At 74.7% G+C, this 16,360-nt stretch carries 15 protein-coding genes and 1 pseudogene; 10 read left to right on the top strand and 6 right to left on the bottom strand.

Annotated elements, in window-relative coordinates; genetic code table 11:
- Window positions 1–44: 44 nt before the first annotated feature.
- Both IE273_RS03220 and IE273_RS03215 read right to left on the bottom strand, forming a co-directional pair.
- Window positions 45–1,064 (bottom strand): SEC-C metal-binding domain-containing protein, encoded by a 1,020-nt coding sequence (locus IE273_RS03220; protein ID WP_189813567.1) that lies wholly within the window; start codon window positions 1,062–1,064, stop codon window positions 45–47.
- 121 nt (window positions 1,065–1,185) lie between these two features.
- Window positions 1,186–2,690, bottom strand: a pseudogene (locus IE273_RS03215) (glycoside hydrolase).
- A 240-nt stretch (window positions 2,691–2,930) separates the two neighbouring features.
- Between IE273_RS03215 and IE273_RS03210 the strand changes: the two are divergent.
- Window positions 2,931–3,770 (top strand): class E sortase, encoded by an 840-nt coding sequence (locus tag IE273_RS03210; RefSeq protein ID WP_189813566.1) that lies wholly within the window; start codon window positions 2,931–2,933, stop codon window positions 3,768–3,770.
- 236 nt (window positions 3,771–4,006) lie between these two features.
- Here the strand turns inward: IE273_RS03210 and IE273_RS03205 are convergent, their stop codons facing one another.
- Window positions 4,007–5,398, bottom strand: a complete 1,392-nt coding sequence (locus IE273_RS03205; RefSeq protein ID WP_189813565.1) for an MFS transporter — start codon at window positions 5,396–5,398, stop codon at window positions 4,007–4,009.
- A gap of 130 nt (window positions 5,399–5,528) precedes the next feature.
- Between IE273_RS03205 and IE273_RS03200 the strand changes: the two genes are divergently transcribed.
- The 4 genes from IE273_RS03200 (at window position 5,529) to IE273_RS03185 (ending at window position 8,315) form a co-directional block, all read left to right on the top strand.
- Window positions 5,529–6,068 carry a winged helix-turn-helix transcriptional regulator gene (locus IE273_RS03200; RefSeq protein ID WP_373309287.1) on the top strand — a complete coding sequence of 180 codons (540 nt, stop codon included), beginning with the start codon at window positions 5,529–5,531 and terminating at the stop codon, window positions 6,066–6,068.
- Between the two features lie 44 nt (window positions 6,069–6,112).
- Window positions 6,113–6,436 carry a DUF6412 domain-containing protein gene (locus IE273_RS03195; protein WP_189813564.1) on the top strand — a complete coding sequence of 108 codons (324 nt, stop codon included), beginning with the start codon at window positions 6,113–6,115 and terminating at the stop codon, window positions 6,434–6,436.
- A gap of 164 nt (window positions 6,437–6,600) precedes the next feature.
- Window positions 6,601–7,311 (top strand): YidC/Oxa1 family membrane protein insertase, encoded by a 711-nt coding sequence (locus tag IE273_RS03190; RefSeq protein ID WP_189813563.1) that lies wholly within the window; start codon window positions 6,601–6,603, stop codon window positions 7,309–7,311.
- Window positions 7,312–7,457: 146 nt separating this feature from the next.
- Complete coding sequence (locus IE273_RS03185; protein WP_189813562.1) at window positions 7,458–8,315, top strand: fumarylacetoacetate hydrolase family protein; 858 nt, start codon at window positions 7,458–7,460, stop codon at window positions 8,313–8,315.
- Window positions 8,316–8,497: 182 nt separating this feature from the next.
- Here IE273_RS03185 and IE273_RS03180 read toward each other — a convergent pair whose 3' ends face one another.
- The 3 genes from IE273_RS03180 to IE273_RS03170 all read right to left on the bottom strand — a co-directional run bounded on the left by IE273_RS03180 (window position 8,498) and on the right by IE273_RS03170 (window position 11,042).
- Window positions 8,498–9,364, bottom strand: coding sequence for an LLM class F420-dependent oxidoreductase (locus tag IE273_RS03180; RefSeq protein ID WP_189813561.1), 867 nt, complete (start codon window positions 9,362–9,364; stop codon window positions 8,498–8,500).
- A gap of 95 nt (window positions 9,365–9,459) precedes the next feature.
- A complete protein-coding gene (locus IE273_RS03175) occupies window positions 9,460–9,969 on the bottom strand; it encodes a heme-degrading domain-containing protein (protein WP_189813560.1) in 510 nt (169 codons plus the stop codon).
- Complete coding sequence (locus IE273_RS03170; protein ID WP_189813559.1) at window positions 9,969–11,042, bottom strand: Gfo/Idh/MocA family protein; 1,074 nt, start codon at window positions 11,040–11,042, stop codon at window positions 9,969–9,971. The genes IE273_RS03175 and IE273_RS03170 overlap by 1 nt, the downstream gene beginning before the upstream one ends.
- A gap of 47 nt (window positions 11,043–11,089) precedes the next feature.
- Here IE273_RS03170 and IE273_RS03165 point away from each other — a divergent pair, with 47 nt between their 5' ends.
- The 5 genes from IE273_RS03165 to IE273_RS03145 all read left to right on the top strand — a co-directional run bounded on the left by IE273_RS03165 (window position 11,090) and on the right by IE273_RS03145 (window position 16,166).
- Complete coding sequence (locus tag IE273_RS03165) at window positions 11,090–12,322, top strand: ROK family transcriptional regulator (protein WP_229887046.1); 1,233 nt, start codon at window positions 11,090–11,092, stop codon at window positions 12,320–12,322.
- Between the two features lie 274 nt (window positions 12,323–12,596).
- The gene (locus IE273_RS44890; protein WP_189813557.1) at window positions 12,597–13,595 is read left to right on the top strand and encodes a hypothetical protein; all 999 of its coding nucleotides are present in this window, start codon (window positions 12,597–12,599) and stop codon (window positions 13,593–13,595) included.
- Between the two features lie 439 nt (window positions 13,596–14,034).
- A complete protein-coding gene (locus IE273_RS03155; RefSeq protein WP_189813556.1) occupies window positions 14,035–14,814 on the top strand; it encodes an HAD-IIA family hydrolase in 780 nt (259 codons plus the stop codon).
- A gap of 102 nt (window positions 14,815–14,916) precedes the next feature.
- Window positions 14,917–15,486 carry a hypothetical protein gene (locus IE273_RS03150; protein WP_189813555.1) on the top strand — a complete coding sequence of 190 codons (570 nt, stop codon included), beginning with the start codon at window positions 14,917–14,919 and terminating at the stop codon, window positions 15,484–15,486.
- Between the two features lie 8 nt (window positions 15,487–15,494).
- Window positions 15,495–16,166 carry a class F sortase gene (locus IE273_RS03145; protein WP_189813554.1) on the top strand — a complete coding sequence of 224 codons (672 nt, stop codon included), beginning with the start codon at window positions 15,495–15,497 and terminating at the stop codon, window positions 16,164–16,166.
- Window positions 16,167–16,360: the final 194 nt, after the last annotated feature.

Here is a 16,360-nt window from a genome sequence, read left to right as displayed (position 1 = left end):
CCCCACCCTCTCGGCAGTGCTAGCGGATCAGTTCCTTGCGCGCCTTAGGCGTCATTCCCATGGCAGTTTGCGTAGCCTTCAGCGGACCCACACCAGCACGACGCCCCCCGCCCCGGCGGCCACCCCACCGCCCGCCCCCGTGCCGCCAGCGTCGTCGCGTACTGGGGGAGCAGTGTGGGGTCCGTCGGGGACGTGCCCTCCGACGCCGCGAACGCCTCGTACGACGGGACCGTGCCCGTCACGATGCCCAGGTTGGGCGTGCCCGAGGCGGACAGCTCGCGCAGGGAGGACTCTATGGTCGACAAGTGGTCGGTGTGGGACGGGTACTCCGAGGAGAGGGTGGGGTACGCCGAGAGGAGCTCGGAGAGTTCCGGGGCCGGCCAGTGGAGGACCGCCACCGGGAACGGGCGGGAGAGGGCCTCGCGGTAGGCGCCCAGCTCGGCGCGGAGGCGGGAGATCTCCGCCGCCAGTTCCGCCGGGTTGTCCGAGCCCAGGGACCACACGCGTTTGGGGTCGTGGAGTTCGTCCAGGGAGACCGGGGACGTGTGCAGGGTGTCCGCGAGGGTGTCCCGGTCGTCGTGCGGCAGGCCCAGCATGCGGCGGACGCGGTGGCGGCCGTAGAGGAGGGGGTGGGTGGCGGGAGGGGGCTCCTCCGGCGAGTGCGGCAGCAGGAGGTCCGCGGCCTCGCCGAACGTCTCCGCCGCCGCCTCCAGCTCGTCGTGGGACTCCAGGGCCTCCGCGACGATCACCCACGGGGCCGGGTCCCGGGGCGCCGTCGTGCGGATGCCCTCGATGATCGCCCTCGCCTCGGCCTCATGGCCGTACTCCCACAGGTTCGACGCCTTCAGGGCGCGGACCAGGGCGGGGTTGTCCAGCCCGTCGGCGGACGACAGCAGGCGGTCGTAGAGCGCGGTCGCCGCGGGGCGGTCGCCGGACAGCTCCAGGTGGGCCGCCGCCCGCAGGAGAAGGGTCTCGGCGTCCTCGGGGTACAGGCCGGCGGTCCGCTCCAGGCGTGCCGCTTCGGCGGAGTGGTCGACGTACTCGGCAGGCGTGTCGGGGCGCATGGGGGACACCGTACTGCCGGGACGTGACAAACGTGAGGCGCGGTGGGCCGCGGGGGAGGGGGCCGTCCCGCCGGTACGCGTATCCGGACGGCTGCCGGGACGCCCTTCCCTGCCATGACCGTCACATGGTGACGCCGTCGATCTGGAGCGTCTGCACCGACTTCCCCGCGAACGGGACGGACACCGACGTGCCGTTCAGGCGGGTGTCCGAGCGGGCCGTGTACCGGTCGCCGCCCGTCGTGACCGTGTTCCAGCGGGGGACCAGGCCGCCGGGGCCGCCGGTCACGGCGGTGAAGCGGGAGAGGTCGAAGGTCAGGGTCCGGGCCGAGGACGAGGTGTTCGCGGCGACGATCACCAGGCGTTTCGCCGGCCGGTCCAGGGCCGCCGCCGCATGGCTCACCCCGGTGTCCGGGATCGTCATGCCGGGGCGGATGTGGCGGGTGAACTGGGCCAGGACGTAGTACTTCGTCTGCACCGCGCCCGGCTGGAGGGCGCCCGGGTCGTAGGCGATCGTCGCCCAGCCCGGGCTCGGGTCCATCACCTGCCAGTACACCCAGGCGGTGGGGTGCAGCCGGCGGAAGTCGTACAGGAGGTTGCTCGCCGTCGTCAGGCCGGTGGCGTCGCCGTCCCCGGTCTCCGAGTTCCACAGGGCCTTGCCGGCCGTGGTGACCACGTCCGTGTGGAGCAGGTCGCGGCGGCCTCCGGAGCCCTGGTAGCCGTGGACGTCGACCCGGTCGACACAGCCCTTCGCGGTGGCCGGCAGGGAGTTCCAGGTGGTGCGCGCCAGGTCGTAGCTCGTCTCGTCCGACGCGGAGATCCGCGTGCCCGTCAGGCCGCGCTTGTCCAACTCGCTGCGCAGGTACGGCAGTACGGACGCCTGCGCGCCGGCGTCGATGTGGCAGCCCTCCTGCGTGCCGGTCGCCGTCCACCAGGACGAGGAGGGCTCGTTGAAGGGCTCCACCGTCGCGAAGTCCACGCCCCAGTGCTGCCGCGCGTACAGGGCGACCGACGCGAGGTGGGAGGCGTGCCGGCGGTGGTTCCAGGACTGGAGGTTGTTGCCGCCGTCGGCCGCGCCGGACGGGTTGTGGTGGGAACACATCCACCACATCGGGGAGTTGGCGAAGAGTTCCGAGACCGCGCCGCGCTGGGTCGCCTTCACGAGCATGGCCCGCCGGGTGGCGTCCGCCGTCCACTTCCAGGCCGCGGACGCCGGGTCCTCGTTCGTCCAGTCCTGCCAGTAGCCCTCGATCTGCTTGAAGGAGGGGATGTTCGGGGAGACGGCCATCGAGGCGCCGTCCACGCTGTTCCGGCTGCACGCGCCCAGGTTGTAGCGGGCGATGTTCAGGCCCAGGCCGGGCAGGGACGTGCCGTTGTACGTCGTGTTCCTGGTCGTGAAGAAGATGTCGGCGAAGTCGTCCCGCGCACCGAAGGCGTTCGCCCACCAGGCCAGGGAGGTGCCCCAGCCCTCCCAGGTGCCGTAGGTCGTGGACGGGTCGACGGCGATCGCCGCGTCCGCCGGGCCGTACCCGTGGCCGGCACGCCGCCGAGGAGACCGCCGCCCGTGGCCGGCACGCCGCCGAGGAGACCGCCGCCCGCGGCGGCCAGCAGTGTTCTGCGTCGGATCATGGGCCGTTCGCCGCCTCTCCGTGCGGCTCCGGCACCGCGTTCCCGGAAGCGGTGCCGCCTCCTCGTCCCCCCGGCGTGCCACAGGAAGCATCGGGGCGCCGGACGGTGTTGTCGAGGGTTGCGACGAGCCTTTCTCAAACCAGTGGAAGAAGCCGGGCTCCGGGCTGCCGCCCTTCTCTCTCTGGCCAGTTGGAGGCGCTGCGCCTATCGTGCGGGCGGCTCCGGTGGAGGTGGGCGCGGATGCGGGCTGCGGCGGGTGTGCGGGTCGTACGGCACGTCGATCGGCGCAGGCGCGCCCGGTACGGGCGGGTGCTGTGGGGCGGGGGCGAGGTGCTCGTGACCGCCGGGCTGGTCCTCCTGCTGCTGGTCGCGCACCAGATGTGGTGGACCAACCGGGAGGCCCGGCGCGGCGCCGAGCGGAAGGTGGCGGCGCTGGAGCGGGAGTGGCGCGGCGGTACGGCGGCCGGCGACGACGGTACGACGAGCGCGGACGGCGGTACGGCGGCCGGTGACGGCGGTCCTCCCGGCGGTTCCGGTGCGCCTTCCGCCGTGGGATCCGCGGAGTCCGGGGCCGCGGGCGCCTCCCGCGGGCCCCGGCGCCCGTACACCCCCGCGGCGCTGCCCCGGCGCTCCCAGGCGTACGCCGTGCTCACCATCCCCCGGCTGGGTCTGCGCGTCCCCGTCGCCGAGGGCGTGAGCAAGGCGGACGTGCTGAACAAGGGGTACGTCGGCCACTACCGCGGGACGGCACAGCCGGGCCGGGCCGGTAACTTCGCGCTCGCCGGGCACCGGAACACGCACGGTGAGCCGTTCCGGTACCTGCCCCGGCTGCGGCGCGGGGACGCCATCGAGGTGGAGACGCGGACGGCGACGTACACCTACGACGTCGACCGGATCCTGCCGCGCACCTCGCCCACGGACTCCGCGGTCGTCCGGCCCGTCCCGCGCTCGCTCGTCCGGCCGGGGTACGGGTACGACGAACCCGGCTACTACATCACCCTGACCACCTGCACCCCGGAGTTCACCTCCCGCTACCGGCTGGTGGTCTGGGGGAAGCTGGTGTCGATGCGGCCCAGGTGAGCGGGGACCGCCGAAGCGCACCGGTTCGCCGGGCCCACTCCGAACCGGCCCACTCCGAACCGGCCCACTCCGAACCGGCCCACTCCGACCCGACCCACACCTGCTCACGCCTGCTCGCGTCCTTCGCGTCCACTCACGTCCGGTCACGCCTGGCTCGCAGGTCCTCACGCCGGCTCACGCCCACTCACGCCCGCTCACGCCTCCTCACGCCCGTTCCCGCAGCGCCAGCACGCTCCTCACGCCCGTTCCCGCAGCGCCAGCACGCTCACCGCGCCCGCCACCGCCAGCCCCGCCGACACCAGCAGGGCGACGTTCGTGCCCCGGGCCAGGCTGCCGCCCGACGTGGCGATGGCGATGGTCAGGGCCACACCGGCGCAGGAGCCGATGTAGCGGAAGGTCTGCTGGGCGCCGGAGCCCATCGCGGCCCGCTGCGGCGGCACCGAATCGACGGCGAGCAGCGGCAGCGCGCCGTTGAGCAGGCCGCTGCCGACGCCACCGACGATCAGGCCGGGCAGCAGCCGGGTCCAGGAGCCGGCGCCGACGGCGCCGAGCATCGTGACCATGGCGATCGTGTGCAGGGCGAAGCCCAGGGCCAGCTGGGTGCGGGCGGTGACGCGGCCGGCCAGGTGCTTGACCTGGAGGGCGACGACGAAGCTCAGGCCGGACCAGAGCAGGAACAGTCCGGCCGTGGCCAACGGGGAGAGCCCGAGCGACTGCTGGAGCAGCGCCGGCAGGAAGCTGAACAGGCCGATCACGGCCAGGCCGGTGAACAGGCCGCCCGCCGAGGAGGCCAGGAAAGGGGCGTGGCGCAGCAGCCCGAGGTCGATCATCGGGGTGCCGGTCCGGTGCTCCACCACGACGAACACGGCGACCAGGACGACGGCCGCGGCGAACAGCAGCCCGACCGGCGCGCGCAGCCAGCCGTCCCGGCCCAGTGTCAGGGCGGCGACCAGGGCCACCAGCGCCAGGCCGAAGGTGAGCGCGCCGAGGGCGTCCGGCCGGCCGCCGCGCGGGGCGCGTGACTCGGCCAGCGTCCGGGTGCCGAGCGCGGCCACGACGAGGGCGGCGGCGCCCAGGACGCCGTAGGCCACCCGCCAGGTCGGCAGCGCGCCCGCGAGCAGCGGGCCCGCGGCGATGCCGCCGCTGACGAAGGCGCCCCACACCCCGGTGGCGTGCAGCCGGCCGCGCGGGCTGGGGAAGGCGTGCACGATCAGGCCGAGGGCGCTGGCCAGCAGGGCCGCGCTGGCCGCGCCCTGGGCGACGCGGGCCAGGGTGAACTGCCAGGTCGACGTGGTGAAGGCGCCGAGTGCGGTGGTGAGGCCGAGGGCCAGGGTGCCGGCGAGGAAGATCCGGCGGCGGCCGTAGTCGTCGGCGAGGCTGCCGGCCACCAGCAGGAGGGCGGCGAGACCGAGGGGGGCGCCGTTGAGCAGCCATGCCTGGGCGGACAGCGGGGTGTGCAGGGCGGCTGCGGTGTCCGGCAGCGTGACCATCGGGGCCGTGTACGTCATGAGGGCGACGGCGGTGGCCGCGCTGGTCAGCGCGAGGGTGGCGCGGGGGCGTGCGGGGGCGTCCCGGGGACTGGCCCGGCGCAGGGAGGCGGGGGAGGTGGCGGAGTCTAGCCGGGGCATGGCCTGTCCTGTCGTGAGGTCATGGGGTCCGATCATTAGGTTCGGTCGGTGAACCGACCCCTCTCGACCACCGTAGCATCGTAAGTTCGTTCATTGAACCTATGTCTGGCCGGTGGTTACAGTGGAGGGCATGGCACTGGGCAAGGACTATGTGACGCAGGAGTGCTCGATCGCCCGCGCGCTGGAGGTCGTCGGCGAGCGATGGACGCTGCTCGTCGTCCGCGACGCGATCTACGGCGTCCGGCGCTACAACGACTTCCTGGCCCACCTCGGCATCCCGCGCGCCGTCCTCTCGGCCCGGCTCCGCACGCTCACCGAGGAGGGGATCCTCGAAAAGCGCCGGTACCAGGAGAGCCCGCCCCGGGACGAGTACGTCGTCACCGAGCGCGGCGCCGCCCTGTGGCCCGTGCTGCGCGCCCTCGGCCGCTGGGGGCGCGAGCACGTCGACGCCCACCGGCTGCGGCTCTTCCTGCACGCGGACTGCGGCGGGGAGGTCGAGCCGTACGGAAAGTGCGCGGCGTGCGGAACTCTCGTGCCGGTCGCGGACGTTGTCATGGTGCCGGGGCCGGAACTCGACTCCGCGCCGGCGGACCCCGTCAGCAGGGCGCTGCTGCGGCCCAAGCGGCTGCTGGAGCCCCTGGAGACCGAGCCGCCGCAACCGGCACACTGACCAGTGGTGCGCGCGAGACGAGTGGCGCGGAGGGGGGAGTGCTGATGTCCGGTCGTGTCGCCGCCGCGCGTCCCCTCGCCCTCCTGCTGCTCCTCGCGCACCTGCTGCTGCTCCAGGCCGCGCTGCTCGGCACCGGCGGCCTCACCACCGCCGTCGCCCTCGCCGCGACCGCCACCACGGCCGCCACGCTCGCCGCCTGCGCCCTGCTGGCCGCGCGCAGCGTGCCCGCCGTACCGCCCACGCGCGTCCGCACGGCGATACGCGACCGGGCCCGCCGCACGGCCTTCCTGCCCCAGCGTGATCCCGACGCGCCCGGCCGGCGGCGGCCCAGAGCCCCCGGACACGCCGGTCCGGCGACCGCCGCGTAGGGCACGTCCGCACACACGTCAGCGCGTGACCCCGCGCGGGTCGTCCTGCCGATCTCCCCACAGGACCGGCTGTTCCCGGTCCCTGATGACCCGTCGCTCCGGTTCCTCATGGCCGGCTGCTTCCGGTCGCTCCCGGCACGACGAGACCCCCGGAGGGCTCACCCATGTCCGTTTTCGCCCGCCTGGTCGAGCACCTGGCCGACCTGCTGGCCCCGCTCTTCCACGCCTCCGCGGCAGCCGCCGCGATCGTCCTGTTCACCGCGCTCGTACGGCTCCTCGTCCACCCGCTGTCCCGGGCCGCCGCCCGCGGCCGGCGCGCCCGCGCCGCGCTCCAGCCGAGAATCGCCGCACTGCGCGAGAAGCACGCCAAGGACCCGCGGCGACTCCAGCGGGCGGTCCTCGACCTGCACGCCGAGGAGAAGGTCTCACCGCTCTCCGGCTGCCTGCCCAGCGTGCTCCAACTGCCCGCGTTCTTCCTCCTCTACCACCTCTTCTCCAGCACCACGATCGGCGGCGAGACCAACGGCCTGCTCGGCCACCGGCTGCTCACGGCCCCGCTCGGCGGTCACTGGACCGACGCGCTGGCGGACGGCGGGGTGTTCGGCCCGGCCGGACTGGTCTACCTCGCTCTCTTCGCCGTCGTCGCGGCCGTCGCCACCGTCAACTACCGGCGCGCCCGGCGGACACTGGCCGAGCAGCCGGCACCGGCCGGCGGCGGGGGCGAGGTGTCCGGGCTCGGCGCGGTCAACCGGGCCGTACCGTTCCTGTCCTTCTTCACGCTCGTCACCGTGGCGGTCGTCCCGCTCGCCGCCGCGCTGTACGTCGTCACCAGTACGGCCTGGAGCGCGGCGGAACAGTCCCTGCTGTCCCGCTGACCGGTCGACGCCGACCCTGTGTCCCTGGTCACAGTCCAGTACGTGAACAGGGTCTTGTGGACTGGACGGCGTGATTGGAGGATCGGCCAGTCCTCCGATGGCTGCACACATCGGCCGGGCGCCGCCGATCGAGGGAGATGGTGACCATGAAGCTGCTGCGAGTCGGTACGGCAGGGGCGGAGCGCCCCGCACTGCTCGACACCGACGGGACCCTGCGGGACCTGTCGGGCCTCGTGGACGACATCGACGGCGCGCTCCTCGCCGACGACACCGCGCTCGGCCGGATCCGGGCCGCGGCCGAGGCCGGTGAACTGCCCGCGCTGGACGCCACCGGTCTGCGGATCGGGCCCCCGCTCGGCCGCATCGGCAAGATCGTGTGCATCGGGCTCAACTACCACGACCACGCCCGCGAGACGGGCGCCGAGCCGCCCGCCGAGCCGGTGGTCTTCATGAAGGCGCCGGACACGGTCGTCGGGCCGAACGACACGGTGCTGGTGCCGCGGGGCTCGACGAAGACCGACTGGGAGGTCGAACTCGCGGTCGTCATCGGCCGTACGGCCCGCTACCTGGACTCGGCCGAGGAGGCGCTCGCGCACGTCGCCGGGTACGCGCTCGCGCACGACGTCTCCGAGCGGGAGTTCCAGATCGAGCGGGGCGGGACCTGGGACAAGGGCAAGAACTGCGAGACGTTCAACCCGCTCGGGCCGTGGCTGGTGACGGCCGACGAGGTCCCGGACCCGCAGCGGCTGTCGCTCAAGCTTTGGGTGAACGGGGAGTTGAAGCAGGACGGTACGACGGCCGAGCAGATCTTCCCCGTGGGAGAGGTCGTGCGGTACCTGAGCCGGTTCATGACGCTGTACCCCGGTGACGTCATCAACACGGGGACGCCGGCGGGGGTGGCCCTGGGGCAGCCCGAGCCCAAGCCGTACCTCCGGGGCGGGGACGTGGTGGAACTGGAGATCGCGGGGCTCGGGCGGCAGCGGCAGGAACTGAAGGACGCGTAGACGCTCCGCTGGGGAGCTGGAGAGCGCCGGGGACGTGAATCCGCCCTCGGCGCCGGGTGGTTCGGGCCGGTCGCGCCCGCGTGGCGGGGCCGTGGTGTGCCGTAGGGCCGTGGGGCCGTGAGCCGGCGACACGGCCCCACGCTTCCGACACCGGCGGGCTCACGCCGCGGCGCTCGGTCGGTTCACGCCAGCAGCGAAGCGAGGGTGCGCCATTCCTTCCTCGGGAGGGAGTCGCCCGCGTCCGCCCGGACCACCTGGAGGGCCACATGGTCCGCGCCCGCCTCGTGGAAGGCGGTGACGCGCTCGCGGATACGGGTCTCGTCGCCCCAGGCGAAGACCGCGTCCACGAGACGGTCGCTGCCGCCGTCCGCGATGTCGGCCTCGGTGAAGCCCATGCGCAGGAAGTTGCCGGTGTAGTTGGGGAACCGCAGGTAGCGGGCCAGGTAGGCGCGGGCCGTCTCACGGGCGCGGGCCGGGTCGGTCTCCAGGACCACCTTCAACTCCGGTGCCAGCAGCGGTCCGTCGCCCAGGATCTCCCGGGCCTGCGCGGTGTGCTCGGGCGTGACCAGGTAGGGGACCGCGCCGGCCGCGCGGTCCCGGGACAGCCCCAGCATCTTCGGGCCCAGCGCGGCGAGCACACGGCGGTCGGCGGGCACGCCCGCGGCGTCCAGCTCGTCGAGGTAGCCGACCATGGCCGCGTACGGGCGGCGGTAGTCCTTCACCAGCGGGCCGTGGCTCACGCCGAGGCCCAGCACGAACCGGCCGGGATGTGCCGCCTCCACCTCGGCGAAGCCGGCCGCCGTCGTCGCGGCGTCCCGCTGCCAGACGCTCTGGATGCTGGTGCCGACGACGACGCGTCGCGTGGCGCCGATGAGCGGGGCCGCGTGGTCGACGGTGCTGCTGCCGCCCAGCCAGACGGCGCCGTAGCCGAGTTCCTCCAGCTCGGCGGCGGCCTCGTCCAGTTCGCCGCGCCGGGACGCGTCCTCCGAGCGCAGCTCGACGCTCCAGACGCCGTGGCGGCCGACGGTCTCCTGCAGTGAAGCGGTCATCGGATGTGAGCCCTCCGGTGGTGGTCCGCGCCGTGATCCCACGGCCTCTCTGACTGCCAACCGGAGGGCGTCCCGGCGGGATTCCCGCCGTTCGCTCAGTCGGCCGAACGGCCCAGGAACTCCTCCAGCGCCTCCACCACCAACCGGTGGTCCTGGAGCTGGGGCAGTCCGGAGACGGTCACCGCGCCGATCACGCCGACGCCCTCGACCGTGATCGGGAAGGAGCCGCCGTGGGCCGCGTACACGTCCGGGTCGAGACGGGAGGAGTCCTCGAACGTCGTGCCCTTGGCGCGGAAGCGGGCGCCGACCAGGTAGGAGGCGGCGCCGTAGCGCTCCACCACCCGGCGCTTGCGGGCGATCCAGGCGTCGTTGTCCGGGGTGGAGCCCGGCAGCGCGGCGTGGAAGAGCTGCTGGCCGGCACGGTGGATGTCGATGGCGACCGGGGCCTGGCGCTCCCGGGCCAGCCCGACCAGGAGGGAGCCGAGCGCCCAGGCGTCGTCGTGGGTGAACCGCCGGAAGACCAGCCGGCGTTCCTGGGCCTCCAGCTCCTCCAGGCTCGGCGTGAGTTCGGGCGTGGTCCTCGGGGTGATCTGCGGGTGCTGCATCAGAGGGTCACCGTCACCTTGTCGCGGGCGGACCTGTGGGCTGCTTCCAGTACGTCGAGCGCGGCGGCCGCCTCCAGGGCGGTCACCGGGTTGGGGCCGTCGCCGCGCAGGGCGGCGGCGACGGCGGCGTAGTAGGCGGGGTAGTCGCCGGGGAGGGTCGGTACGGGGGTGCCGCCGCCGGTCAGCGGGGACTCGCCGGAACCGACACGGCCCCACAGGGACTCGTCCTCGGCGCCCCAGTCGGGGGTGCTGCCGGGGCGGCTGCCCTCGCGCAGGGCCGCTTCCTGGGGGTCCAGGCCGTACTTGACGTAGCCCGCTCGGGAGCCCAGCACCCGGAAGCGGGGGCCGAGCTGGGCGGTCGTCGCCGAGACGTAGAGGTGGGAGCGGACGCCGCTCGCGTGGGTGAGGGCGATGAAGGTGTCGTCGTCGGCCTGGGCGCCGGGACGGCGGACGTCCGACTCGGCGTAGACCTCGGTGACCGGGCCGAACAGGACCAGGGCCTGGTCGACGACGTGGCTGCCGAGGTCGTAGAGCAGACCTCCGATCTCTGCCGGGTCGCCGGACTCGCGCCAGCCGCCCTTGAGCTGGGGGCGCCAGCGTTCGAAGCGGGACTCGAAGCGCCAGGCGTCGCCGAGTCCGCCGTCGGCGAGGAGTCGCCGGACGGTCAGGAAGTCATTGTCCCAGCGGCGGTTCTGGAAGACGGAGAGCAGCAGGCCGCGCTCCTCGGCGAGGGCGGCCAGCTCGCGGGCCTCGGCCGCGGTGCCGGCGACCGGCTTGTCCACGACCACCGGCAGGCCCGCCTTGAGGGCGGCGGTGGCCAGCGGGACATGGGTCTTGTTCGGGGAGGCGACGACGATCAGGTCCAGCTCGTCCGCGCGGCCGAACAGCTCCTCGGCGGTGGCGGCGATCCGCACGTCCGGGAACTCGGCGCGGGCCTGCTGCTGCCGCTCCGGCTGGGAGGTGACCACGGTGTCCAGGGCGAGGCCCTCGGTGGCGGCGATCAGCGGGGCGTGGAAGACCGAGCCGGCGAGGCCGTAGCCGATCAGACCGACGCGGAGGGGGGTAGCAGTCATGCCTCCACTTTGGCAACAGTGTTGCGGAAGTGCAAGCGGTGAGGACAATGGGGGGTGTGAAGCGGGTGAGGACGGCGACGACGGCGGGGCCGGTGAGCGGCGGGGTGGCGGGCGCGAACCTGGGGGCGCTGCGCAGTCACAACACCGCGTTGGTGCTGGGGCTGCTGCGGGACGCCGGGGCCGAGGGAATCAGCCGGCTGGAGCTGGCCGAGCGCACCGGGCTGACCCCGCAGGCCGTCAGCAAGATCACCGCGCGGCTGCGGGCGCAGGGGCTCGCGGCGGAGGCGGGGCGCCGGGCGTCGACCGGGGGCAAGCCGAGGACCGTGCTGCGGCTGGTACCGGAGGCGGGCCACGCGGTCGGCGTCCACCTCGACCGCGACGAACTGCGGGTGGCGCTGGTCGATCTGGACGGGTCCGTGGTGGCGGAGCGGCGCGGGGAACTGGACCTGGGCGCGGGGGCCGAGGCTGTGCTGGGGGCGGTGTGCGGGGCGGTACGGGGGGTTGTCGGGGGGTTGGGTGCCGGTGCCTGTGCTGGTACGGGGGCCGGTGCGGATGTCGGTGGCGGGGGTACGGGTGCCAGTGGCGGGGGGCTTGCCGGGGTGGGCTCCTTGCTGGGCGTGGGCGTCGCGCTGCCGGGCCCCTTGGACCATGCGCGGGGGGTCCTGCACCGGGTCACCGGGTTTCCCGAGTGGGACGGATTTCCGCTGCGGGACGCGCTCGCGGAGCGGCTCGGGGTGCCGGTGGTGGTGGACAAGGACACCAACGCCGCCGCGCTCGGGCTGGCGGTCGGGGGGGAGGAGGGCGCGGCGGGCCGGTCCTTCGCCTATCTGCACCTCGGCACCGGGCTCGGGGCCGGACTGGTGATCGACGGGAGCGTGCACCGCGGGGCGCGGACCGGGGCCGGGGAGTTCGGGCACCAGGTGATCCAGCTGGACGGGCCGCTGTGCGGGTGCGGGAACCGGGGCTGCGTGGAGGTGCTGTGCCTCGGAGCCGTGGCGCGGGGCGAGGTGGCCGAGGCGGCGCGGGTGCTGGGGGTGGCGGCCGGGAACCTGGTCGGGCTGCTGGACATCGACGTGGTGCTGCTGGGGGGCCGGACGGTCGCCGGGGCCCCCGGGACGTACGTGAGCGGCGTCGGCGAGGTGCTCGGGGCCCGGGCCAGGCGGGAGGGCACGGGCGGGGACGCGGTCCCGGTACGGCTCGCTCCGCGCGGAGAGCGGATCGTCGCCGAGGGCGCCGCCCAGCTGTTGCTGGCGCCGCTGTTCGGGCGGGGGGACGACTGACGGGGTCCGTCACCGCCGGGTGCGGGTGCCGGCGTCGGTGCGGGTGCGGGTGTCGGTGTCGGTGCTTCCTCCGCCGCCGTGACCCGCGCACCCGGCTGCTGTCGGACCCACCACCGGCTGGGCGCCGCCCGCCAATCCGCAGGCGTCGGCAGGGCTCTCGACGGCGCCGCACCGGGAGGGCCGTCCGGGGCGGTACCGCTGCGCCGGGCGGGCGGACTTCGCCTCCGGCGCCGGAGTGGCGCGGTCGGTACCCCGCCGCACCCGGCATGGTCATGTGTTCATGCGACTGTGCACGTCCCTGTCCCTCTGCCTCACCGCAGCCGCCGCCGTCGTCGTGCCCGCCGCCGTCCCCGCGTCGGCGCACGCCGTGTCCGCCGGTACGACCCCCTCGTGCGTCGCCGCCGACGCGCACGCCTTCCCGCTGGCCACCCGGATCCGGGGCGGGCCCACCTCCTACGAGGCCGGCGGCGGATACGGCACCTGGTACATCGACCTCACCAACACCACCCGCGGGACCTGCGCCGGCATCCACCCGGTCGTGGTCCTCGTCGACGACAAGCGCGCCCTGCGGCCGGGGCAGCCCCAGCTGGACTTCTACGACGGCCCCCGGGCCCGGCCGGTGACCTTCGAGAGCACCGACGAGCAGGAGCTGGTCGGTGTGCTGGACGGCGCCGGGTTCGGTGGGTTCACCGTGCCGCCCGGCCGGACCGTCAGCGTCCGGGTCCGGCTCGCGCTCACCTCCGACACCCGATCCGGCCAGGTCACCGCCAACGCGGCCGTCGTGCAGCGGCGGGGCCAGGACGGCGACTGGGTCGGGCAGTCCAACGCCTACCGCTTCGGGATCGGCGAGGAGGCGGAGGACATCCCGGACGGCTCCCTGGAGGACGCCGAGGAGGCCGCGCAGAAGGACTCCCCGGAGTCGGAGGGGGTGCGGGCGACCGCCGGCGTGCGGGAGACGCCGGGCGCGCAGGCGGCCGAGGGCCTGCCGACCGCGCCGTCCGGCAGCGCGCGCGAGGACACCGGGGCCCTGTCGGCAGCCCCGTCCGGCGGCGGCACACCGCCCGCCGCCTCCGCCGGCCCCTCCGCGTCCAGCACCTCCGGTACCGACGCCCCGGGCGCCTCGTTGCCCCTCGCGCAGGACGAGGCGGCCGGGGAGCGGGCGCGCGAGCTGGCCCGCACCGGTCCGGGACTCGTCCACGGTCTGCTCACGGCGGTCGCCGCGCTGGTCGCCGTGGGCGCGACCGCGCACGTGGTGGTCCGGGGCCGCCGCTGACGCGAGTGGCGCCCCTCATGGGAGTGGCGCCCCTCGTAGGAGCGGGGGGCCCACTCGCGTTGGTCGTCGTGGGCGCGACCGCGCACCTCGTCGCCCGGGGCCGCCATTGACGCGAGCGGTGCCCCTCGTGGAGGGCGGGGCCGTCCCCCCGCGCTGGTCGCCGTGGGCCGACCGCGCATCTCGTGGCCCGCGGTCGCCGCTGACGTGCCCCGCCCCCTCGCCGAGGGCGGGGTCGTCCCGCCGACGCGGGAGCTGTCCCGCCGAGAGGAACCGTGCGTCGTACGTCGAGGCCCGGGAGGCCGTCGTCGGCGGCTGACCAGTGGGTACCAGGTGATCGACGGGGTCAGGACCGGCCGGTCCTGACTAGGCTGTGGGCGTCGGTACGCCGTGGTTCCGGCGCCCCGTTCCTCGACCGTACGTACGCCAGGAGACGCACAGCATGGCAGACCGCAAGCCCATAGAGTCATGGCTCACCGACATGGACGGCGTCCTGATCCACGAGGGCGTCCCGATCCCGGGAGCCGACGCCTTCCTGAAGAAGCTGCGCGAGTCCGGCCGGCCCTTCCTGGTGCTCACCAACAACTCCATCTACACCGCCCGTGACCTGCACGCCCGGCTGCGCCGGATGGGGCTGGACGTGCCGGTGGAGAACATCTGGACGTCGGCCCTCGCCACCGCCCAGTTCCTGAACGACCAGCGGCCCGGCGGCAGCGCCTACGTCATCGGCGAGGCCGGCCTCACCACCGCGCTGCACGACATCGGCTACATCCTCACCGACCACGACCCCGACTTCGTGATCCTCGGCGAGACCCGCACCTACTCCTTCGAGGCCCTGACCAAGGCCGTCCGGCTGATCAACGACGGCGCCCGGTTCATCGCCACCAACCCCGACAACGTCGGCCCGTCCACCCAGGGCGACCTGCCCGCCACCGGCTCGGTCGCCGCCCTGATCACCGCCGCGACCGGCAAGAAGCCGTACTTCGTCGGCAAGCCCAACCCGTTGATGATGCGGGCCGGGCTGAACGCGATCGGCGCCCACTCCGAGACCTCGGCGATGATCGGCGACCGGATGGACACCGACGTGCTCGCCGGCCTGGAGGCCGGGATGCGTACGTTCCTGGTGCTCAGCGGCGTGACCCAGCCCGCCGACGTGGACCGCTACCCGTTCCGCCCGTCCAAGGTCGTCGACTCCATCGCGGACCTGGTCGACCTGGTCTGAGCCGGCCGAAACACGGCCTCACCCGTTCGGAGCAATCCGGCGCCTCCCGAGGATGCGGGGGCGCTCGGGGCGGGGGAGCCTCCTGATAACTGGAGGTTCACGATGGGCTCACTACGCCTCACGTTCTGTACAGCTATCCCCGCGGTCGCCCTCGCCGCCGTGGCCGCGGTCGCCCCGTCGGCCCGCGCGGCGGACGGCGGCGCGGTCACCGTGGCCCCCGCGCGCCCGGCGCCGGGCGACGACGTCACCCTGCGGGTCAGCGGCTGCTCGGGCGAACAGGGCAGCGCCGCCTCGTCCGCCTTCGTCGCCGACGCCCGGCTGACCGGCGCCCAGGGCAGCCTGAGCGGCGAGACCCGCGTCCGGTCCGTCCTGGAGCCGGGCGCCTACACCGTGAAGGTCACCTGCGCCGGCACCGTGCTCACCGGCAGCGTCACGGTCGCGCGACCGGGCAGTGCGGCCGGCCGGCCGGAGGAGCCCATCCGGCTGCCCGCCCAGTCCCCCTCGCCGATCGCCCCGGTCCCCGCGGGCGGCGGCGGAACCACCCACTTCGCCACGGTGGCCACCAGCGGCTCCGGTCCCGACGCCGTCCAGGCGGCGACCGGGCTGGCGCTCGCCGGGATCGCCGCGGTCGCCGTCGGGCTGCGCGCCCGCCGGAGCCGCGGCCCCCGCTGAGCGCCGCCATGTCCGACGACCACGGGCGCACCACCGGCACCGGGCGGCTCGTCACCGGCCTGGTCTGGGCGCTGCTGCTCTTCGGGCTGTGGCTGTGGGGGCGTGGCGTGACCGGCGTCCCGCGGGACGCGGACGGACCCGCCACGGGTGATGTCTTCGCCCTCGACCGTGCCTCCGACCCCGCCCGGCTGCCGCGCGCGGCGAAACCCCTGGCCGACGCGGTGCCCCAGCGCGTCGACATCCCCCGGCTGGGCGTCCAGGCCCCGGTGGTGGCCCGCGGCCTGGACGCGCGGGGCGCGATCGACCCGCCGCCCTACGACCAGCCGGGCGTGGTCGGCTGGTACGGCGCCGGCCCCAGGCCCGGTGCCGCCGGAGCGGCCCTGCTGGTCGGGCACGTCGACACCGAGACCCGGCCCGCCGTCTTCTACCGGCTCAGCGCCGTCCGGCCCGGCGAGCGGGTCCGGGTGTTCCGCGCGGACGGCAAGGTCGCCGAGTTCACCGTCGACGACGTCCGCGTGCTGCCCCGGGACGGCTTCGACGCCCGGCTGGCCTACGGCCCCCGCGAGCCGGGCCGCGCCGAACTCCGTCTGATCACCTGCGGCGGCTCCTTCGACCGCGTCAGCCGCAGCTACACGGCGAACGTCGTGGTCTCGGCGTATCTCACCGGGACGACAGGCTGAGCGGTCAGCGCCGGGTGCGGGCTCGCCGGGGCGGCCGGTTGAGCGTTCGTGCGGCGGTCTCCGTCGGGGTGCGGGCTCGCCGGGAGGACAGGTTGAGGGTTCGGATGGCGGTCGTGGCTGGGCGCGGGCTGACCGGGGCGGCCGGCTGAGCGGTCAGCGCCGGGTGCGGGCTCGCCGGGAGGGCCGGCTGAGCG

Source organism: Streptomyces olivaceoviridis, assembly GCF_014650115.1.
Lineage (GTDB): Bacteria > Actinomycetota > Actinomycetes > Streptomycetales > Streptomycetaceae > Streptomyces > Streptomyces olivaceoviridis.
This window is presented reverse-complemented; position numbering and strand designations above follow the sequence as displayed.